Below are 20,101 nucleotides of genomic sequence, written 5' to 3'. Positions count from 1 at the left end.
GGCGAGGCTCGTGATCAGATGCCCCCGCCAGCACCGGAGGTTCCGTCCCGATGCACGATGATGCGTCCCCGTTCTTCATCGCCCCGCATCGCTTCGACGCGGTGCACGACGACGCCGGCCCGGTCCTGGACCGCCGGCACGAGCTGGTGCCGGAGGCCGGCGAGCAGGTGATCGGCCGCCACCGACTGAACGTGGCGGGCTACCTGCTCGGACCCACGGACGCCTCCCGGTCGTGGACGCTGCCCGCCCCGGTCACCCTCACCGTGACCGATTACCGCATGGTCTACGTCGGGACGCGTTCCCACCTCGCCCTGGTCGGTTCCCGTTCCGGCCCGGACGGCCGGACCCCGGGCCTGGTCAGCGGGCAGATCCGCTGGCAGTGGCCGTCCCGGCTGGAGTGGCTGCCGGGCACCGGCGACGACGAGATGCGGTTGCTGGTGGTCTGCGACGCGTTGCGGACCATCCGACAGCCGGCGCTCGGCCTGACCGGGCAGCGTGCCGAGGTGAGTGAGCTGGCCCGGCAGATCCGCCGCGCGGTGGCCGTTTTTCGGCTCACCCGGCCGGAGCTGGTGGACCTGTCGCCGCCGGAGCGGGACGCGCTGGCCCGGGTCGCCCGCAGTACGCCGCTGGCCGGCCCGGCGCGGGTGGTGCTGCCCGGCTCTCTGCCCGTCGAGTTCCACTCCCGGGACGACTACTACCGGCCCCGGCACTCCGATCCGATGCCGTACGACGCGGCCTCCGGGCTACGGTGATCCGCCCGCCGACCTGAACCCGCACAGCCCTGATCCGCGCCGGTCCGATCGGCACGGTCTGTCGTGCGCCGGGCGGGTCAGGGGTTCCGGGCACCCCGTCCGGCGTCGATGGCGTCGGCCTGCTCCGGGGTCGGCGCGGTGCCGCCGAGGTGGGCCGGCAGCCACCAGCGGTCCTCCGGCCCGGCGGGCTGGTCCGGGTACTCCCGTTGGACCCGGTCCACCATCGCGCCGAGCCGGGCGGCCAGGTCGGCGGTCATCGCGGCGGTGTCCGGGTACGCGCCGGGCAGCATCGGCTCGCCGACCAGGATGGTGATCGGGGTGTGCCGCCGGCTCAGCGTGCGCGGTCGGCCCTTGGTCCAGAGGCGCTGGCCACCCCAGAGCGCCACCGGCAGCACCGGCACGTCGGCGTCGCGGGCCATCCGGGCGGTCCCGCTCTTGAGAGTCCGCAGGGTCAGGGACCGGCTGACGGTGGCCTCCGGGAACACTCCGACCGCCTCGCCGGCCCGCAACGCGCGCACGGCGGCGGCGTACGACTCGGCACCCGCCTGCCGGTCCACCGGGATGTGCCGCATCCCGCGCATCAGCGGGCCGGACACCCGATGCCGGAACACCGCGTCCTTCGCCATGAACCGGACCAGTCGCCGGGAATCCAGCGCCCCCAACCCGCAGAAGATGAAGTCCAGGTAGCTGACGTGGTTGCTGGCCAGCACCACACCACCGGTGCGGGGCACGTGGTGCGCCCCCTCCACGGCCAGCTTCAGGTCGAGTACGCGGAACATCGTCTTACAGGCGGCGATCACGGGCGGATACACGAGTTCCGGCATCCGGTAACTTTACCCCTAGTAGGTTACGCGCTGGTAGGACGCCCGTCCGGGCTGCTCAGCCACCATGACCGCGCCCTCAGTCGGCGAGTTTGTGCAGTTCGAGCCGACCACGGGCGAAGGCGTCCACCCGGCCCCATCGGCCCGGGATGTCCAACACCTCGATCCGACCCATGCCCACCGGCAACCGTGGCTCGACCGCCAGGTGACCCTCGTGCGGCTCCAGGCCCAGCATGGTGCGCAGCAGCAACAGTGGGGCCCCCGTCGACCAGGCCTGCGGGCTGCACGCCGTCGGGTACTCCACCGGGAACTTCGTCTGCTCACGCTGGTAGCCGCCGAACGCCTCGGGCAGCCGCCCGTCGAAGTAGCGGGCGGCGTCCAGGATGCCGTTGGCGATGACGGCCGCCTCCTCGGCGAAGCCGTACCGGCGCAGGCCCCAGGCACAGAACGAGGTGTCGAACGGCCAGACCGTGCCGTTGTGGTAGCCGATCGGGTTGTACCGCACCTCGCCCTCGGCCAGCGTGCGTACCCCCCAGCCGGAGAAGAGTCGCGGCCCGACCAGGTGGTGCGCGATCTGCGCGGCCCGGTCCTCGTCGACGATCCCGCTCCACAGCAGGTGACCGATGTTCGAGGTGAGCACGTCGCACTGTCGTCCCTCCGGGTCCAGCGCCAACGCGTAGTAGCCGCCGTCGGAGACCCACCAGTCCCGGTTGAACCGCTCCTTGAGCGCCGCCGCCTCCCGCTCCAACTGGTCGGCGAACCCCGGGTCGTCCCAGAACTCGCGGGCCAGCCGGGCGCCGCGCATCTTCGCGTCGTACGCGTACCCCTGCACCTCACACGTGGCCCGGGGAAACGGCGGCAGGCTGCCGTCGGCGTACGAGATGGAGTCCCAGGAGTCCTTCCAGCACTGGTTCTCCAGGCCGGTGTCGGTGTTGCGGCGTTCGTACCAGATGTAGCCGGTGCCGACGAGGTCCGCGTAGTCGTCCATCCACCGGAACGCCCGACGGCACTCCTGCTCCAACTCCTTGACCAGCGCCGCGTCTCCGCTCCACCGCTCGTACTCGTCGAGCAGCACCACGAACAGCGGGGTGGCGTCCACCGAGCCGTAGTACGGCGAGTGCGGCTGCTCCTCGAACGCGGCACTCTCGCCGTAGCGCATCTCGTGCAGGATCCGACCCGGGTCCTCCTCCCGGAAGTCGTCGCACCGGGTGCCCTGGAGTGCGCCGAGGATCCGCAGCGTGGTGGCGCTCAGCTCGGGCGTGAACGGCAGGGTCTGCAGGCAGGTCAGGATGCTGTCCCGGCCGAACATGGTCATGAACCAGGGCAGGCCGGCCGCCGGCAGCGTCTGTCCGCCGAGCGAGAGCGGCGCGAACCGCAGCGCGGCCAGGTCCACGATGCACCGCCGGTACGTCGCCGCGACCTGGTCGTGCTCGCTGTTCACCTTCGGCGCCTTGGCGATCCACTCCTCCAGGTCGTGCTGGAGGGCGAGCCGCTCGGTGCCGTGCACCCGCAACCCGATCCGCAGGTCCCGGTGGTCCGGGCCGAGCGCCAGCGTCTGCACGTCGATGGTGGTGTGCCACTGCTCGTTCGGTTCCAGGTGGATCGTGTACGAGAAGCCGTTGCGGTCGTACCGGGTCGGCTCGGAGGAGGAGATGACGGTCTCCCGCCGGAAGTTGCCGCGCCGGTAGCCGATGCGCAGCTTGTCCGAGTCCACCTCGGCGTACGTCTCGCCCTTCTTGTTCAGGATCTCGTCCTTGACCTCGAACAGGTCGGCGAAGTCGCACGCCGCGTCCATCCGCACCTGGAGGTCGACGGCCTTCTCGTCGTGGTTGAGGATGGTGATGTTCTCCCGGAAGCTGCCCCCGACGGCCCGCTCGCGGATGATCGACAGTTTCGCGTCCACGTAGTGCGTGGCCAGGCCGGGCACCAGGAAGAAGCGCGACTCGAAGTACTGGAGATCGTCGTAGGAGAGCGCGTTCAGCCGCTCACCGTTGACGGTGAGCACCCACTTCGACAGGTAGCGGGTGTCGAAGGAGAACAACCCGGTCGGCTCGGTCGGTGTCGCCTCGATGTCGCCGGTGGCCTCGCAGACCACGAAGGTGCTGCCGTCGAGGATCCGTACGGTGTGACTGGGAGCCATCAGCGGACCCCCTTGCGGTACCGACGCGGCCCCTCGGCCTGCGGCGGCCCGGGAAAGAGCCGGTCCACCTGGACGACCAGGCGCGCGTCGCCGGAGACCGTGACGTCCCCGCGCAGCAGCGCCGCCAGCCCGTTCTCCCGACCGGTCACCAGGTCCTCGAACAGCTCCGGGCTGGTCCCGACCACGGTGTCGGCCGCCAGGTCCTCCCGGGAGACCGTCAGGTTCCCCCGGTCGATGCGCAGCAGCCAGTGGCTGGTCCGGGGCCCCTCGTGCAGATCGAAGCGCAGGGCGCCCGACGACTTCGCCAGCAGGGGCTCGTACCCCCGGTGGTCGAGGTCCTCGAAGAACCGTGTGGTCGCGTCCGACATCACCGCACTCCTCCCGGTCGCTGTGCTCTCCGGAAGGCGGGTCCCCATGCGCGACGGGGTCAACCTCGCCCGGATCGGGTGAGCTGAGCGGGATCCTCACGGCGACCGGCGGGCGGCGCGGCGCTGCCGGCACGCCTGCGGCGGGAAGCGTCGACGCCGGCCCCCGAGGCGGGGACCGGCGTCGCACGGGCGGGGAGGCGTCAGTTGTTGGGATCGTCGGCGCTGATGTCGGCCAGCACCGACTGGGGCTCCCGCTCCACGGCCAGGTCACCCATGGAGACCAGACCGATCAGCCGGCCGTCCTCGACCACCGGCAGCCGACGTACGGCATACGTCCGCATCAGGTCGGCGGCGGCCACGGCGTCGTCGTACTGACTGACCGTGATCACGTCCTTCGAGGTGATCTGGTCGAGCTGAGCGGTGTTCGGGTCCATGTCCTCCGCGACGCCCCGGACCGTGATGTCCCGGTCCGTGATGATGCCGACCACGTTGTCGCCGTCGCACACCACCACGTCGCCGATGGCGGAATCCCGCATCTCCTGCGCGGCGGCGGCGAGCGTGGCGCTGCCGTCCATGGTCACCACCCGGGTCGTCATGAAGTCTCCGACCGTTGTCATGGCGCCTCCCTCTCGGTGTGGGCAACCCGGTGTCTACCCCACGACCGCAGGCAGTAACGCTCAGTGCTCGGCGGCGACCAGCTCGGCGAGCTGCACGGCATTGAGCGCGGCACCCTTGCGCAGGTTGTCGTTCGCGCAGAACAGGGCCAACCCGTGCGGGACCGTCTCGTCGGCGCGGATCCGGCCCACGAACGTCGGATCCTGCCCGGCCGCCTGCAACGGGGTCGGCACGTCGGAGAGCGCCACGCCCGGCGCGTCGGCGAGCAGCTCGTGGGCCCGCTGCGGGCTGATCGGCCGGGCGAACCGCGCGTTGATCTGGAGCGAGTGCCCGGTGAACACCGGCACCCGGACGCAGGTGCCGGAGACCTTCAGCTCGGGGATCTCCAGGATCTTGCGGCTCTCGTTGCGCAGCTTCTGCTCCTCGTCGGTCTCGGCGGAGCCGTCGTCGACGATCGAGCCGGCCAGCGGCAGCACGTTGAACGCGATCGGCCGGGCGAACGAGCGCGGGGCCGGGAACTCCACCGCCGCACCGTCGAAGGTCAGACCGGACGCGGTCTCCACCACCTTGCGGACCTGCTCGTCCAGCTCGGCCACGCCGGACAGCCCGGCACCGGACACCGCCTGGTACGTCGAGACGACCAGGCCGACCAGCTCCGCCTCGGCGTGCAGCGGACGCAGCACCGGCATCGCGGCCATCGTGGTGCAGTTCGGGTTGGCGATGATGCCCTTGGGGCGGACGGTGGCGGCGTGCGGGTTGACCTCGGCCACCACCAGCGGCACCTCCGGGTCCATCCGGAACGCCGACGAGTTGTCGATGACCACGGCCCCGGCGGCGGCGACCCGGGGCGCCAGCTCCTTGGCGGTGCTCTTGCCCGCCGAGAAGAGGACGATGTCCAGCCCCGAGTAGTCGGCGGTGGTCGCGTCCTCGACCGTGACCTCCTCGCCGCGCCACGGCAGCGTCCGCCCCGCCGACCGCGCCGAGGCGAACAACCGCACCTGCTCCGCCGGGAACTCCCGATCCGCCAACACCTGCCGCATGACGCCACCGACCTGGCCGGTGGCCCCCACAATGCCGATCCTCATGCCCGCGAGGCTACCCAGCGGGCCGGTGGCGGTGGGAACGCTTTCCCACCGCCCGGACCGTCCGATCGCCTGATCAGCGCGTGGCGTCGATCACCTCGCCCAGATCCGCCGCCACGAGTTCGTCCCTGATCACCGCCGCGTCGCCCTCGACGACGAGGGTCAGCGACTCCGGGAACAGGTGGGCGGCGGCCGCCGCCGAGACCTCCGCCACGTCGGCGGCGAGCAACGACTCACGCAGCCGGGCGTGGTAGTCGTCCGGCAGGTCGTGCACCACGAGCGTGGTGAGCGCACCGGCGATCGCACGGGGACTCTGCAACTCGACCGAGAGCTGCCCGGCCCGCCAGGACCGGGCCACCGCCAGCTCCTCCTCGGTCACCCCACCGGCCTGGGTACGCGCGATCTCCCCGACCGCGTCCACCAGAGCCGGCGCGGTGACGGCGGTCTGCACGCCGGAACTGACCCCGAACCGGCCGAACCGGCGCGACGAGGCGAAGTCACCCCGGATGCCGTACGTGTAGCCGCGTACCTCACGGATCAGGTGGTTCAGCCGGGACGTGAAGGCACCACCGAGCACCGTGCCGGCCAGCGCGATCGGCACGTGGTCCGGGTGGGCCCGGTGCGGCGCCGGATGCCCGAGCCGCAGCGTGGACTGCACCGAACCGGGCCGGTCGACCAGGATCACCCGGCGGCCGGAGCGCAGCGGCACCTCGATCGGCGTGCCCCGGTCCACCGGTCCACCACCGGTGCCGGCGAACGCCGTCGCGGCCAGCGCGTCCAGGTCGAGCCGGTCCAGGTCACCGGCGACGACCAGGGTCCCCGGGCGGATGAACCACTCCGAGTGGAAGACCGTGACGTCCTCGACGTCCAGCCCGGCCACCGATTCCGGGTCGCCGTACATCGGGCGGCCCCACCGGGTGTCGCCACCGAACAGGTCGGCGCGCAACGCCGCGTCGGCCCGTGGACCCGGGTTCGCCCAGTCCATCCGCAACGCGGTCGCCTCGTCGTCCCGGACCCGGCGTACGTCGTCCGGGTCCAGCCTCGGCGTCCGCACCGCCTCGGCGAGCAACTCCACGGCGGCGCCCAGTCGGTCCACCGGCACCTGCACACTGGCCTGGAAGGTGTCCCAGTCCAGCCCGGTCACCAACTCGGTGCCGAGCGCCTCGATGGCCAACGCGTACGCGGTGGCGTCCCGCTGGCTGGTGCCCTCCTCCAGGGCCTTGGCCAGGACCCCGCCCAGCCCCTCCTTGCCCACCGGCTCCCGGCCCGCGCCCGCGTCGAGCAGCAGCAACGCGACGGCCAGGTTCTGCCCGGGCAGGTGCGCGGCGACGACCTGCCCGCCCGCCACGCTCCGACGCACCACCTGTGGGAACCGGTACGGACGGGCCGCACCCGGTCCCGGACGATCGGCAATCAACGTCACTGGGCTTTCCTTTCGTTCGCGACTGCGGGGCTCGCGCACACCAGGCCACGGCCACCAACCGGTCCGCGCCGCTCACTCCTCGCGCTCACCGGGCTTTCCTTTCGTTCGCGACTGCGGGGCTCGCGCACACCAGGCCACGGCCACCAACCGGTCCGCGCCGCTCACTCCTCGCGCTCACCGGTTGTCCTCCGGAACATAGGTCAGAGTCGCCCGGTCGGCGGGGGCGAGCACGTCGGCGGCGACCTCGGCGATCTGCTCGGCGGTCACCGCGAGCCAGCCCGGCAGCCGATCGGCGAGCACCCGGGGGTCACCGAACTGGGTGGTGTACCGGCCCAACGCGTCGGCCCGACCGTCCACCGTGGACATCTGCCGCCACCAGGCGGTGGTCAGCAACGCCTTGGCGCGGTCCAGCTCGGCGGCGGTGACCGGCACGGTGGTCAACTCGTCGATCACCTCGGCCAGCCCGGCGGCCAGTCGCTCGGCGTCCACGCCGGGACGGGCGGTGGCGGTGGCGATCAGCGGTGCCGGCGCGTGCGCCAGGTCCACCCCGTACGCCCCGACCAGATCCGGCTGGGCGATCCGCTCACCGTCGGCGAGGCGCTGGTAGAGGCGACTGCCCCGACCGCTGCCGAGCACGGTGGCGAGCACCGTCACCACGTCGTACCCGGGGGTGCCGAAGGGGTGCGTGCGGTGCGCGACGTACACCCGGGGTGCCGGAACGTCCGCGACCACCGTCTCCCCCACCGGCTCGCCGCTACCGGCGACGACCAGGCCGTCCGGGGCGGAGGGGATCTCCGGCCGGGGCGGGATGGCGCCGAAGTACTTCTCGGCCAGCGCGGTGACCTCGTCGACGGTCGTGTCACCGACCACGGTCAGCACCGCGTTGTTCGGTGCGTAGTACGTCCGGTGGAACGCCTGGAAGGTGGCCAGGTCGGCGGCGTTCAGGTCGGCCATCGAGCCGATGGTGGCGTGATGATACGGATGGCCCGGCGGATAGAGCAGCGGCAGCAGGCGCAGCCAGGCGTCGCCGTACGGCACGTTCTCGTAGCGCTGACGGCGCTCGTTCTTGACCACGTCCCGCTGGTTGTCCAGCGTCTCCTGGGTCAGCGCCGGCACCAGGCCGCCCATCCGGTCGGCCTCCAGCCACAACGCCAGTTCGAGGTGCTCGGCCGGGACCGTCTCGAAGTAGTTCGTGCGGTCCGGGTTGGTGGTGGCGTTGAGCGAACCCCCCGCGCCCTGCACCAACTTCATGTGTTCGGTCTTGGCGACGTTCACCGAGCCCTCGAACATCAGGTGCTCGAAGAGGTGTGCGAAACCGGTCTGTCCGGCCGGCTCGTGCCGCGAGCCGACGTCGTACCAGAGGTTGACCGCGACCGCCGGGGCGGTGCGGTCCTCGCTGACCACCACGCGCAGGCCGTTGTCCAGTCGGGTCGTCGAGATGGGCCAGGGATAACCGCTGTCGGGCATGGCCCCGACGCTATCCGATCTCCCGGCCCGGGCGGGGGTGGGACGCGGCGCCCGTGTCGCGGGCGTCCGCGTCCCGACACGGTCAGTCCGGCGGCTCGATCGGGGTCACCGTCTGCTCCGAGGTACGCCGTTCCAGGACGGTGTCCGGTGCGGCGTTGCGGTCGGCCTCGCGGAGGTCCGACTCGGTCAGGATCGCGTCGGCCTGGGCCTGGGGGTCGTCGCTGCCGACCGCCGCCTCCTCCGGCAGCAGGTGGGCCCGCGACTCGATCCGCTCCTGGTCGCTCTGCGCGTTCGTCATGCCGGTTCCTTACCCCCACCCCGTTGCTCACACGCGTGTAAGGAAGGGCCCCTTACTAACGCCTCGTGTCGTACCCGGGTCCCCTCCTTACATCTCAGGCGCGGAACGGCCCACGGACCTCGTAGGTGATACCGCCCGAGGAGGACCCGCTGGTGCCGCGCTGCGAGGAGAAGTAGAACCGGGTGCCGTCGGGCGAGAAGGCCGGCCCGCAGATCTCCGAGGAGGACTGGCCGGTGATCCGTAGGAACGGCGCGACCACCTCGTCCGGGGTGATCACGCAGATCTCCATGGTGCCGCCGTCCTCGGCGACGTAGAGATCACCCGAGCGGGCACCGGTGATGTTGTCCACCCCGGTCAGCGGTGCGGTGCCGGAGACCAGCGAGTCGTCGTACGCCAGGTCGATCCGCTGCCGGACCGCGTCGTACGCCCAGACCCGGTTGTCGCCCTTCGTGGTGAACCAGCAGGTGCCGTCGGCGTACCAGCAGCCCTCTCCACCGTTGAAGCCCTTGGCGCCGGAGACCTGGCGGCGGGTGAGCGTGCTCGACGCCGCCGGGTCGGGCACCCGCGCCCAGGTGACCGGGCCACTGGTGCCGCTGCCGGCGACCAGCACCTCCAGCATGCCGGTGGAGAGGTCGCCCCAGTTCGTCGGCCGGAAACGGTAGAAGCAGCCGTCGGTCTCGTCCTCGGTCAGATAGATCACCCGCCGGTCCGGGTCGCAGGCGGCGGCCTCGTGCGTGAAGCGGCCCATCGCCGCCCGCCGCACCGCCGTGGTGCCGCCCTGCGGGTACGTCTCGTAGACGTACCCGCGACTCACCTCCTCGCAGGAGAGCCAGGTGCCCCACCCGGTGGCGCCCCCGGCGCAGTTCTGGTTGGTGCCGGAGAGGAGCCGGTACGCCGACGCGACGCTTCCGTCGGCGTGGAACCGGACCGCCGAGGCCCCGCCGCCCGGTGTGATCTCAGAGTTCGAGACGTAGATCCAGCCGGTGCCGGCGGCGAAACAGGCGCCGCCGTCCGGTGCGTCGTGCCAGACGTATGACGTGCCGGGCACCGCCTGGCGGGACCGGGCGATCACCCGGCTGGTGAATCCGGTCGGCAGCATGATGCCGTTGGCGTCGGCGGTGCGCAGCGGACCGTACGGGCCGGCACCGGGTTGAGCAGGGGCGGCGACGGCAGCGCCGGCCCAGAGACCGCCGGAGAAGGCGGCGGCGCCACCGGCGACGGCGGTACGCAGAACGGTACGACGATCCATCGGAACCCCTCGGGAGACGTCTGTCGGTCGCGCCGAAACTACCGAGCGTTTCATCGACGAGGGTGAACCTGAGGCGAGGCTTCGGCGACGAGAAGGTGAGCATCCGCGCACCGTCAGGTACTCTTACCGCCGTGACGCGGTCGTATCGATGGTTTAGGCAGCCGGCTCGGCCGGTGACCTCACCATGATCTGACGTCACCGAATTCGAGCCGGCCGGGCAGGAGCTTTCGTTCCTGCCCTTTCGCGTACGAGCAGCCGGCTCGACCCGGGCACCGGCCCCGGGTGCGGTCGGCGAAAGGATGCCCACCGTGACGACCCCGGAGAACCACCGGGTCATCGACCAGCGGATCGACCGCGTCGTGCCGCTGACCACCCCGGCTCTGCTGCTGCACGAGTTGCCCCTGGACGCCGGCCTCACCTCGGCCGTGCTGTCCGGGCGACGCGCCGTCGGGCAGGTCCTCGACCGTGCCGACGACCGCCTGCTGGTGGTGGTCGGGCCGTGTTCGGTGCACGACCCCGCCGCCGCCCTGGACTACGCGCACCGGCTGCGCGAGGCGGCCGACCGGGTCTCGGACGACCTGTTGGTGGTGATGCGGGTCTACTTCGAGAAGCCGCGTTCCACGGTGGGCTGGAAGGGCCTGATCAACGACCCGGGGCTGGACGGTTCCGGTGACGTGAACACCGGCCTGCGGCTGGCCCGGGCGCTGCTGCTCGACGTGCTGCGCCTGGGGCTGCCGGTGGGCTGCGAGTTCCTCGACCCGATCACCCCGCAGTACATCGCCGACACGGTGGCGTGGGGTGCGATCGGGGCGCGCACGGTGGAGAGCCAGGTGCACCGCCAGCTCGCCTCCGGCCTCTCCATGCCGATCGGCATGAAGAACCGCCCCGACGGCAGCATCTCCACCGCGGTGGACGCGATCCGGGCGGCCGGCGTACCGCACGTCTTCCCCGGCATCGACGTCTCCGGCACCCCGGCGATCATGCACACCCGGGGTAACGCGGACGGCCACCTGGTGCTGCGCGGCGGTGGCGGTCGGCCCAACTACGACGCCGAGTCGGTCGCCGGTGCGCTGGAGCTGCTGCGGGCCGCCGGCCTGCCGGAGCGGCTGGTGGTGGACGCCAGCCACGCCAACAGCGGCAAGGACCACCGCAACCAGCCCACCGTGGCCGCCGACGTGGCCGCGCAGATCGCCGCCGGCCAGCAGGGCATCGTCGGGATCATGCTGGAGAGCTTCCTGGAGCCCGGCCGGCAGGACCTGGACCCGACCCGCGAGCTGACCTACGGGCAGTCCGTGACCGACGCCTGCATCGGCTGGGACAGCACCGACGAGGTGCTCGACGCACTGGCCACCGCCGTCCGCACCCGCCGCGCCCACCACTCGCAGACCCTGCCCACCCCCGCCTGACCTGCTCCCGTCGATCGGAGGTCGGCGTGCGGCGCGACCAGCGAGAACGCCGCCGACCTCATGATCGCCCCGGTTACAGGGGGAGTTTGGCCGGGTGGGGTGGGGGTAGGTGGCGGACGTGACCGATGACGTACCCGTGACCGGGGCACCCGTGGTGCCCACGGCACCGACGACCGAGGCGCGGCTGCCCGACGCCATCCTGGCCGACGTGCCCGTGGTCGACACCGCGGGCATCGACCCGGCCGTCACCGACCTGCCCGGTACGGCTGCCGCCGTACCCGACGAGGTGGAGACGGAGGAGGTGGACACCCGGCCGCTCGTCGATCTGCTCGACGACCTCTACCACGGTCAGGAGCGGATCAGTCAGGTGGACATCTACCGGCGGGCGGTCGCCGCGGAGTTGCCGGCGCAGCTGCTCTCCCGGCTCAACGCGCTGCCCCAGGGCGAGTACGCGGTCGACGAGGTGACCGACCTGCTGGGTGGTACGGCGGGGTGACGTCCGGCGCCGACCCGGCCGGTGCCGGCGACGAGAAGAGGAACACGATGTCGCAGCCCGAGGAAGACCAGGACGACCGGATGCCCGCGCTCGGCCAACCCCCGGAGGGCACCGACACCCTCCCCGAGCCGGACTTCGCCAACGAGCACGACCGCACGGCCGTGGACCGGGACATCATCACCGGCGACGACGAGGGCGAACGCGAACCGGAGTCGCCGCGCGGCTGGTCCGGCATGCAGCGCTGACACGACCGGCGTGCGGCGCTGACGCACGCGCACGGAGAGGCCCGGTGTCCCGGCGGCACACGCCACCGGAGGACACCGGGCCCACGTCACTCCTTGTGGTCGCCCTCGGCACCTCGCTGCGCCATCGCGTACGCCATCTGGAGGAAGTCCGATGCGGTCACCGCGGTCAGGGCGGTGGCCACCAGTCGGGTCAGCCTCGGCGTGAGCACCAGCGCACCGGTGAACCCGGTGGCCACCCAGACCGCCAGGCAGAACGGGCAACTCAGCAGCTCACCGATGGCGTGCCGGGTGGAGCTGCCGGAGTCGCGTACCTGCTCCATCACCTCGCCGCTGCCGATCGGCCGGTCGTACTGCGTGAACGGCGCCCGCAACGGACTGGTCACCGCGTCCTTGGACAGCAGCCGGCTGAGCTTGTGGGTGGCGATGGCCAGGAGCACGACGTCGGACGTGGCGGGCCGCTCCGGCACCGGGCGGCCGGTCGCCTTGACCAGTCCGGCGATGGCACCGGTCACCGCGGCGTAGGTGCCCATCGCCGCCAGGTAACCGCCCAGCGGGCGGTGCTCGTGCGGGGCGTACGCCTGACGCAACCGCGCCACCTTCTGCTTCAGCTCGCTCACCCGGCCTCCTTCGTCTCACGCGGGGGTGAGCCGTCCCGGCCGGGACGGCCCAGATCGCCGCCCGGACTCCGGGCGGCTCTGGTCGGTGTTTCGGCGGGTCAGCCGGCCTGGAGGTTGTCGTCCACCTCGCGGGCCAGCTTGGTGAGGGCCTCGTCGGCGAGCCGGTCGGTCTCGGCACCGCCGCCGGAGATGTCCAGGCGGACCCGGGCACCACCGGCGTCGACCGGCTCCACCCGCAGCTCCGCCCACCAGTCGGTGCCGTGGCCGGCCCACCGGGCCCGCATCCGGTCGCCGTCGCCCTGGTCGGACGAGTCGCCGGTGCGCAGGGGTTCGGGCAGCCAGGCGGCGACCCGGTCGGGATCGGTCGCGGTGTTGAAGACGACCTCGGGGGGCGCGGACACACCGCGTTCGGCGTACGCCATCACGCGTCCCGCAGCCGGCTCGGGTCGACCTCCCGCCCGGGGTGCCGGGCGAGGTACTCGGTCTCGAGTTCGGCGGTGCGCCGCAGGTGGTTGGCCAACGCCGAGTCGGTGGCGTGGCGCAAGGTGTCCAGGCGGGTGCGGTGCAGGCTCTGCACCTCACGGATCAGGTCGTCCTCGCTCAGCTCGGCCGGGTCGACGCCGGGCAGGTCCCCGTCGAGCGGGCCGGCTGTCGTCCGGTCCTCGCCCCACTCGGGGATCCGCTGCTCGGGGCTCACCTCGGTGCCACCGCCGGGAAACCCGTCCGATCGTCCTGATCCGGTCATCTCGCGCCCCCTCGTCCGTGCTGGGCTGGCATCTGTACGGTTGCCCACGCCGGGTGCGGCCAAACCAGCGCGGCCACTACGACACCGCGTCGGAGAGCGGAGCCGCTCCCGGTACCCTCGTTGCCATGAAGCGGCTCTGGACCCCGGCGTGGATCGCCCGCCACGTGGCCCTGGTCGTGCTGGTCACCACCTTCCTCAGCCTCGGCTGGTGGCAGGTCAGCCGGGCCGCCGCCGGCAACGCCATCAGTTGGGGTTACGCCGTGGAGTGGCCGATCTTCGCGGGTTTCGTGGTCTTCGTGTGGTGGCGCGAGGTGCGCCACACGCTGCGGGAGCAGCCGACCGCCGAGTCCGGCGACAGCACGGGAGCGCCCGACACCTCGACGGCGCCCGACACCTCGGCCGGCGGCGACCAGGCCGGAGTGATCGCCGGTACGCCGGAGGCGGACCGGCCGCGATCCGGATTCCGCCGCCCGGTACGGGTGGCCCGCGCCACCGCCGTCGAGGAGGTCTCCGACGACGCGGACCTGGCCGCCTACAACCGCTACCTGTCATGGTTGAACGCCAATCCGGGCGCCAAGCCCGGTGACTACCCCGGCTGAGCCCGGGCCGGAAGGACTGACGGACGTGCGCGCTGCCCTCACCCGCTACCGCGTGATCGCCTGGATCGTCGGCGTGGTGCTGATCCTGCTCGTCGTGATCGGCATGCCGCTCAAGTACGGCTTCGACAACCCGATCCTGGTGGAGACCGTCGGCCAGGCGCACGGCTTCCTCTACATGCTCTACCTGGTCGCCGCGTTCGACCTCTCCCGGCGGGTCAACTGGCCGCTCAAGCGGATGGTCCTGGTGATGCTGGCCGGCACCGTGCCGTTCGTCTCCTTCTGGGCCGAGCGCCGGGTGAGCGCGTTGTACCTGGCCGAGCAGCGGGAGCGGGAGCAGCAGACGCCGGAGCCGGTGGCCGGCTGACCACCCGCCCCGCGCGGCGGGCTCTCACCGGCGCGGTCGCCACGGGTCGGCGGTCGCCATCGGGTCCTCCCACCCGCCGTAGCTGTGCATCTCCCGGGCCCGGCGCAACGCCCGGCTCACCTGGCCGAACTGCTGCTCGTCGTCGCTGCTGAACAGCAGTTCCTCAAGATCACCGCGACGTCCCCACAGCTCGTACGGCGGCGGGCGCCAGCGGTCCCCGGCCGCCGCGAGCAGCACCGGCACCAGGAAGACCGCCCCCAGCAGCAGGTACGCCTCGGCGGTGAGCCGGTGCAGTCCCCCGGTGAAGCCGAGCACCAGGCCGATGCCACCGATCACCACGGCGGAGACCAGTACGGCCCGGGCCGCCACCGGGTCGTGATCCCCCCGGGTGGTGTGCAGATGGGTCAGCTCGGCGACCCGCCAGCTGCTGCGCCCGACGGTGAACCGGTCGGCGGTGACGACGATCCCGGGTCGGGCGTAGAGCAGCCGTTGGCTCCGACGGGCACCCCCGGGCGCGGAGCGTGGTGGTCGTGTCCTCGCACCATCCGGATTCACGGCACCTCCTCCCCCACCACCGGGCACCGCCGGACCGGTCCACCGATCCTCGGTGCCGGGCTGACGGGAATCCCGGCTGTGCGCCCATTGTCTGCCGGACGCGCCAGCCTCACCGGCCTGTTTCCGGTGGTCACGCCGCTTCCTCGGCCCGCCAATGCCGGAAAGAGCCGCCCAAGTCCGTCTTATCGGTTATAGCGCCGAGGCATCCGACGTCATATGCCGAGAGCGACCAGTACGGCATCTGCCCAGATAACCCTACATACCCCCTTAGGGTGAATCAGATTCGCCACACGCTCCTCACATGTCCCGACAATCCCTGCCGGTAACTCTGTTCCCGTACTACCTTGGGCAGGTCGGCCCGGTCGACCGCCGTCCACCCGGACGGCACCGGGTCGGTGCCGTCGCGGAGCGTCAGCAGGCCCGCGCCGGCCCTGGGAGAGGAGCATCGAGCTCTTGTCGTCCCTGACGAACACGCTGCGCGCTCTGGCCGTGGCCGCCTGCTCGCTGGCGCTTGTCGCGCCCGCCACGGTGGCCCGAGCCGAGCCGTCGACCGCCGAGTTGACCCGGCGGATCGACAAGTCCTCCGCCGAACTCCAGGACGTGGTGGAGTCACACAACGAGCTGCGCGAAAAGATCAAGGACAACCGGACCGCTGTCGACCGGTTGCAGGAGCGGATCGGTCCGCTGGAGCAGCAGGCCGAACAGAGCCGGGCGGACGTCGGCCAGATGGCCGTGACCGCGTACAAGACCGGCAACCTCGGCGCCGCCGAGGCCCTGCTGCGCACCGACGACTCGACGTCCATGCTCGACCGGCTCGGCACGCTGGACCACCTGACCCGGCAACGCCAGGCGACCGTGGCCAGCTACACCGCCGACCAGCAGCGGCTGCTCGACGAGAAGACCCGGCTGGACGTCACGCTCAGCCGACAGGCCGCACAGTCCCGGGAGTTGGCCGCCGCGAAACGGCGGATCGAGCGGGACCTGGCCAAGCTCTACGAGATGCGCCGGCAGGCGTACGGCCGGGCGACCGAACGCCCGACCAGCAACTCCGGCGGCGCCGACAACGCGCCCTCGGTCTCCGGGCAGGCCGGTGTGGCCGTCCGGTTCGCCTACGGCGCGCTCGGCAAGCCGTACGCCTGGGGGCAGGACGGGCCGAACGGCTACGACTGCTCCGGGTTGACCTCGGCCGCCTGGCGGGCCGCGGGCAAGTCCCTGCCGCACAACACCCGGATGCAGTGGGGCAAGGTGGCACAGATCAGCCGTGGCGAGCTACGCCCCGGCGACCTGGTCTTCTATCGCAGCCTCGGGCACGTGGCGATCTACGTGGGCGACGGTCAGGTGATCCACGCCCCCACGTTCGGCCGCAACGTGGAGAAACGTGCCGTCGACCTGATGCCCCCGTACGGCTACGGACGGGTGCGCTGAGTCGACGGCTCGGCGCGCCCGCAGACGGTGAACGGCCGGCGTCCCCCTATCGGACGCCGGCCGTTCGCCGTCATTGATACCAGCTCAGGCGGCCTGTAGGCCCTCCGCGCGAGCCAGCTCGCGCAGGCGCCCGAGCGCCTGGATCTCCAACTGCCGGATCCGCTCCCGGGAGAGCGAGAACCGCGAGGCCACCTCGGTGAGCGAGTGCTCCCGACCGTCCTCCAGCCCGTAGCGGGCCCGCATGATCCCGGCCGAACGGTCGTCGAGGTGGTTGAGCAACCCCTCGATCCGCTGCCGCTCCAGCCCGGTGAGCACGATCTCCTCCGGCGACGGCGCGTCGCTGTCGGCGACCAGGTCACCCAGGTTGGTGTCGCCGTCGTCGCCGACCGGCGTGTCCAGCGACACGGTGTCCTGCGACCAACGGACCAGCTCGTTGACCCGCTCGACGGTCACGCCGAGCGCCGCGGCGATCTGCTCCGGCTCCGGGTCGCCGCCCAACTCGCGGGTGAGCTGGCGAGCCACGTTGCGCATCCGGTTGACGTCCTCCACCAGGTGCACCGGCAGCCGCACGGTGCGCTCCTGCTGGGCGATGGCCCGGCTGATCGCCTGGCGGATCCACCAGGTCGCGTAGGTGGAGAACTTGTAGCCGCGCTCGTAGTCGAACTTCTCGACCGCCCGGACCAGACCGGTGTTGCCCTCCTGGATCAGGTCCAGCATGGGCATCCCGGAGCGGACGTAACGGCGGGCGATCGACACGACGAGCCGGAGGTTGGCCCGGATGAACAGGTCCTTTGCCCGCTCGCCCTCGGCGACCAGCCGGGCCAGGTCGTCCCGGGTGGCACCGTCGGGAATCCGGTCCTCACCGAGCAGGTGCTCGGCATAGAGGCCGGCCTCGATCGCCTTGGAGAGATCGACCTCCTTGGCGGCGTCCAGCAGTGGCGTCCGGGAGATCTCGTGCAGGTAGACTCCGACCAGGTCGCGCTCCTCGGCGACCTCGTCGGTGCGCATTCCGATGTTCTTGTCCACGTTGCCCACGGTCCCCTCGCTCGCGCCGGTTGCCCGGTTCCTTGCCATCCCCACGCCCATCGGCCCTCCCCGCGCCTTCCGCTGTGCCCACCGGAGCCGGCATCTACACAACAGATGAGACGTGTCAGGGATTCCATGTCGTGGGTCGAAAGTGTCACGAATGCCTGATAATCCGCTGAGAGCGCGGTCCACGTTTGCTGTCAGCACCCTGCCTGACTGGGGTCGGCAGGCACCTCGTGAGGTCGACGGATCGACGGATCGCCGTCCGTCCCGGTCCATGGCAACACTGCCCGGCCGACCGACACAGCGACCCGGGTCACCGCCGTGCTGCGATCCTGGTCACTGGCTGATACGCGTACGCGGACCAGTCGGTTCATCCACGCCGGTGGTAATACCCCACGCCCAGATGAACAATCCGTGCCCCGCTTCTATGCCCGGCCCGTCGGGCGCCCGTGGGCGTGTCGGATTCAGGACGCGAGGAGCGCGAGCGCACCGCGTACCTGGTCGGCGGAACGCGCCAGAGCCGCCCGCGCGGTCGGCGCCCCCACCCCCGAGACGAGGCTGACCAGGGCGGTCTTCAGATCGCCGTCCGCCTCGTCGAGGGCCTGCCGGGCCCGCTCCTCGGCACAGCCGGTCGCCTCGACCAGGATCGAGAGCATTCGCCCCCGGAGCTTCGCGTTGGTCGCCACCATGTCGATCATCAGGTTCGAGTAGACCCGGCCCAGCCGCACCATGACCGCGGTGGAGAAGCTGTTCAGCACGATCTTCTGGGCCGTGCCCGCCTTCATCCGGGTCGACCCGGCGACCACCTCCGGCCCGGTGTCCAGGCCGATGAAGACGTCCACCGACCGGGCGGCCGGAGCGTCCGGGTTCGCGCAGAGCAGCACCGTCGAGGCACCCTCGGTCCGGGACGCGGCGAGCGCCCCGAGGACGTACGGGGTGCGACCGCTGGCGGTGAGACCGACCACCACGTCACCGCTACGTACGCAGTCGGCCGCCTCGGCCACGCCTCGGGTGTCGTCGTCCTCGGCGTCCTCCACCGCCCGCCACACGGCGTCCGGTCCGCCGGCCACGTGGGCGCAGAACCAGTGGCGGGGTGAGTTGAAGGTGGGGGCCAGCTCGGCGGCGTCCAGCACGCCCAGCCGCCCCGAGGTGCCGGCCCCGAAGTAGTGCACCCGGCATCCACCGCGCAGCGCCGTGACGGCGAGGTCGACGCTCTCGGCGATCCGGTCGAGGGCGGCGGCCACCGCGGCCGGTACTCGCCGGTCGGCTTCGTTGATCACGGCCAGCACGTCCCGGGTGGACATCAGGTCCAGATCGACGCTGAGGGGGTTGCGCCGCTCGGTCGGCGCACCGACCCGGATCGTCGGGCGGACGGCGACCGGGGCCACCGCGTCGGGCTCCACCGCACCGGCGGTCATGCCCGCCTCCGGGCGGACCCGACCCGGTGGGACCGGACCGCCTCGGCGGTCGCCTCCAGCGCCTTGCGGGCCCGGGGACGGTTGCGCGCGGCCACCCCGACGAAAAGGCAGTCGACCACGGTGAGCTGGGCGATCCGGCTCGCGGTGGCGCCGGAACGGTACGTCGTCTCCCGGGCGGCGGTGGTCAGGATGTGGTCGGCGACGTCGGTCACCGGCGAGCGCGGGAAGTTGGTCAGCACCACCGTGGTGGCACCTCGGCCCCGCGCCTGCTCCAGCACCTCCACCACGTCCGACGTGGTGCCGGTGTGCGAGATGCCGACCGCGACGTCGCCCCGGCCGAGCAGGGCCGCCGAGGTCAACGCGGTGTGCACGTCCGGGAAGTAGAAGGCGGTCCGACCGATACGGTGCAGCTTCTGCTGGAAGTCCGAGGCCACGAATCCGCTCGCCCCGGCACCGTAGATGTCGATCCGTCCGGCGGCGACGATGGCGTCCACCACCCGCTCGCAGACCGCCGGGTCGAGTTGCTCGGCGGTCTCCTCGACGGCACGGGCGTCGTTGAACGCGATGGTCGCGATGATCTGGGCGAAGTCGGCCCCGGGCGGGATGTCACCGCCCACCACCCGCGCGTCCGGCGGTTCGATCCGCCGGGCCGCCTCGGCGGCGAGCCGGATCCGCAGTTGCGGGTAGCCGTCCATACCGACCGAGCGGCAGAACCGGATGACGGTGGCCTCCGATGTCTGGGCGGTGGTGGCGAGGTCGGTGATGGTGCGCCGGGCCGCGTCGGCGGGGTCGGCGACCACCAGCCGGGCGACGCGTTGCTCGGCCGGTGACAGCGACGGGAGCAGGCCGCTGATGTGGACGATCAGTCCACCCGGCTCCTGACTCGCGGAAATCTTCGGACTCTTCCCCACGTATGAAACTTACTTTCACACGCCGTGAGCGTCAACCACGCCGCGCCCGCCCGACGGACGACACGTAGCGGGCGCA

At 71.8% G+C, this 20,101-nt stretch carries 23 protein-coding genes; 7 read left to right on the top strand and 16 right to left on the bottom strand.

All coding sequences use genetic code 11. The annotated features are described in order from the left end of the window. Positions 1-50: 50 nt before the first annotated feature. Positions 51-752, top strand: a complete 702-nt coding sequence (locus ABZ738_RS04335; RefSeq protein ID WP_357210835.1) for a hypothetical protein — start codon at positions 51-53, stop codon at positions 750-752. Between the two features lie 77 nt (positions 753-829). On the opposite strand, the gene ABZ738_RS04330 is transcribed toward ABZ738_RS04335, so the two are convergent. The 9 genes from ABZ738_RS04330 to ABZ738_RS04290 all read right to left on the bottom strand — a co-directional run bounded on the left by ABZ738_RS04330 (position 830) and on the right by ABZ738_RS04290 (position 10,215). Further along, positions 830-1,576, bottom strand: coding sequence for a lysophospholipid acyltransferase family protein (locus tag ABZ738_RS04330; protein ID WP_131051741.1), 747 nt, complete (start codon positions 1,574-1,576; stop codon positions 830-832). 76 nt (positions 1,577-1,652) lie between these two features. Then, positions 1,653-3,713 (bottom strand): glycogen debranching N-terminal domain-containing protein, encoded by a 2,061-nt coding sequence (locus tag ABZ738_RS04325; protein ID WP_131051740.1) that lies wholly within the window; start codon positions 3,711-3,713, stop codon positions 1,653-1,655. Further along, positions 3,713-4,081, bottom strand: coding sequence for an SCP2 sterol-binding domain-containing protein (locus ABZ738_RS04320; protein WP_131051739.1), 369 nt, complete (start codon positions 4,079-4,081; stop codon positions 3,713-3,715). The genes ABZ738_RS04325 and ABZ738_RS04320 overlap by 1 nt, the downstream gene beginning before the upstream one ends. Positions 4,082-4,281: 200 nt before the next feature. Beyond that, positions 4,282-4,698, bottom strand: a complete 417-nt coding sequence (locus tag ABZ738_RS04315) for a CBS domain-containing protein (protein ID WP_131051738.1) — start codon at positions 4,696-4,698, stop codon at positions 4,282-4,284. 60 nt (positions 4,699-4,758) lie between these two features. After that, entirely contained in the window at positions 4,759-5,781 is a 1,023-nt protein-coding gene (locus ABZ738_RS04310) for an aspartate-semialdehyde dehydrogenase (protein WP_131051737.1), read from the bottom strand. 73 nt (positions 5,782-5,854) lie between these two features. Beyond that, entirely contained in the window at positions 5,855-7,201 is a 1,347-nt protein-coding gene (locus ABZ738_RS04305) for a pitrilysin family protein (RefSeq protein WP_131051736.1), read from the bottom strand. Between the two features lie 174 nt (positions 7,202-7,375). Next, on the bottom strand, positions 7,376-8,668 hold the full coding sequence (locus ABZ738_RS04300; RefSeq protein WP_131051735.1) for a pitrilysin family protein: 1,293 nt from the start codon (positions 8,666-8,668) through the stop codon (positions 7,376-7,378). Positions 8,669-8,750: 82 nt separating this feature from the next. Further along, on the bottom strand, positions 8,751-8,966 hold the full coding sequence (locus ABZ738_RS04295) for a hypothetical protein (protein WP_131051734.1): 216 nt from the start codon (positions 8,964-8,966) through the stop codon (positions 8,751-8,753). A gap of 94 nt (positions 8,967-9,060) precedes the next feature. After that, entirely contained in the window at positions 9,061-10,215 is a 1,155-nt protein-coding gene (locus tag ABZ738_RS04290) for an alkaline phosphatase PhoX (protein WP_357210829.1), read from the bottom strand. Between the two features lie 299 nt (positions 10,216-10,514). Here ABZ738_RS04290 and ABZ738_RS04285 point away from each other — a divergent pair, with 299 nt between their 5' ends. The 3 genes from ABZ738_RS04285 (at position 10,515) to ABZ738_RS04275 (ending at position 12,362) form a co-directional block, all read left to right on the top strand. Further along, a complete protein-coding gene (locus ABZ738_RS04285) occupies positions 10,515-11,621 on the top strand; it encodes a 3-deoxy-7-phosphoheptulonate synthase (RefSeq protein ID WP_131051732.1) in 1,107 nt (368 codons plus the stop codon). A gap of 253 nt (positions 11,622-11,874) precedes the next feature. Then, positions 11,875-12,117 (top strand): hypothetical protein, encoded by a 243-nt coding sequence (locus ABZ738_RS04280; protein ID WP_131051756.1) that lies wholly within the window; start codon positions 11,875-11,877, stop codon positions 12,115-12,117. 47 nt (positions 12,118-12,164) lie between these two features. After that, entirely contained in the window at positions 12,165-12,362 is a 198-nt protein-coding gene (locus ABZ738_RS04275) for a hypothetical protein (RefSeq protein ID WP_131051755.1), read from the top strand. A gap of 86 nt (positions 12,363-12,448) precedes the next feature. Here ABZ738_RS04275 and ABZ738_RS04270 read toward each other — a convergent pair whose 3' ends face one another. The 3 genes from ABZ738_RS04270 to ABZ738_RS04260 form a co-directional block, all read right to left on the bottom strand. After that, positions 12,449-12,979: a DUF1360 domain-containing protein gene (locus ABZ738_RS04270; RefSeq protein ID WP_131051731.1), complete on the bottom strand. Its 531-nt coding sequence runs from the start codon at positions 12,977-12,979 to the stop codon at positions 12,449-12,451. 98 nt (positions 12,980-13,077) lie between these two features. Continuing rightward, positions 13,078-13,401, bottom strand: coding sequence for an SRPBCC family protein (locus tag ABZ738_RS04265; RefSeq protein WP_131051730.1), 324 nt, complete (start codon positions 13,399-13,401; stop codon positions 13,078-13,080). Continuing rightward, positions 13,401-13,724, bottom strand: coding sequence for a DUF6158 family protein (locus ABZ738_RS04260; protein WP_131051729.1), 324 nt, complete (start codon positions 13,722-13,724; stop codon positions 13,401-13,403). The genes ABZ738_RS04265 and ABZ738_RS04260 overlap by 1 nt, the downstream gene beginning before the upstream one ends. 125 nt (positions 13,725-13,849) lie before the next feature. On the opposite strand from ABZ738_RS04260, the gene ABZ738_RS04255 reads away from it, so the two are divergent. Next, positions 13,850-14,323, top strand: coding sequence for a hypothetical protein (locus ABZ738_RS04255; protein WP_131051728.1), 474 nt, complete (start codon positions 13,850-13,852; stop codon positions 14,321-14,323). A 25-nt stretch (positions 14,324-14,348) separates the two neighbouring features. Then, positions 14,349-14,687: a DUF3817 domain-containing protein gene (locus ABZ738_RS04250; protein ID WP_131051727.1), complete on the top strand. Its 339-nt coding sequence runs from the start codon at positions 14,349-14,351 to the stop codon at positions 14,685-14,687. A gap of 24 nt (positions 14,688-14,711) precedes the next feature. On the opposite strand, the gene ABZ738_RS04245 is transcribed toward ABZ738_RS04250, so the two are convergent. Continuing rightward, positions 14,712-15,242, bottom strand: a complete 531-nt coding sequence (locus ABZ738_RS04245; RefSeq protein WP_357210822.1) for a DUF6232 family protein — start codon at positions 15,240-15,242, stop codon at positions 14,712-14,714. 453 nt (positions 15,243-15,695) lie between these two features. Here ABZ738_RS04245 and ABZ738_RS04240 point away from each other — a divergent pair, with 453 nt between their 5' ends. Beyond that, positions 15,696-16,667 carry a C40 family peptidase gene (locus ABZ738_RS04240; protein ID WP_131051726.1) on the top strand — a complete coding sequence of 324 codons (972 nt, stop codon included), beginning with the start codon at positions 15,696-15,698 and terminating at the stop codon, positions 16,665-16,667. Between the two features lie 84 nt (positions 16,668-16,751). Here ABZ738_RS04240 and ABZ738_RS04235 read toward each other — a convergent pair whose 3' ends face one another. The 3 genes from ABZ738_RS04235 to ABZ738_RS04225 form a co-directional block, all read right to left on the bottom strand. Further along, positions 16,752-17,741: a sigma-70 family RNA polymerase sigma factor gene (locus ABZ738_RS04235; protein ID WP_176095990.1), complete on the bottom strand. Its 990-nt coding sequence runs from the start codon at positions 17,739-17,741 to the stop codon at positions 16,752-16,754. Positions 17,742-18,160: 419 nt separating this feature from the next. Continuing rightward, positions 18,161-19,114, bottom strand: coding sequence for an N-acetylmuramic acid 6-phosphate etherase (locus ABZ738_RS04230; protein WP_357210818.1), 954 nt, complete (start codon positions 19,112-19,114; stop codon positions 18,161-18,163). Continuing rightward, complete coding sequence (locus ABZ738_RS04225; RefSeq protein WP_131057883.1) at positions 19,111-20,025, bottom strand: MurR/RpiR family transcriptional regulator; 915 nt, start codon at positions 20,023-20,025, stop codon at positions 19,111-19,113. The genes ABZ738_RS04230 and ABZ738_RS04225 overlap by 4 nt, the downstream gene beginning before the upstream one ends. Positions 20,026-20,101 lie beyond the last annotated feature (76 nt).

Origin of the sequence: Micromonospora sp. NPDC047793 (genome assembly GCF_040642635.1) — a bacterium.
In the GTDB taxonomy this organism is placed as follows: domain Bacteria; phylum Actinomycetota; class Actinomycetes; order Mycobacteriales; family Micromonosporaceae; genus Micromonospora.
Note: the sequence above shows the minus strand (reverse complement) of the source record. Positions and strands in the feature narration are given on the sequence as shown.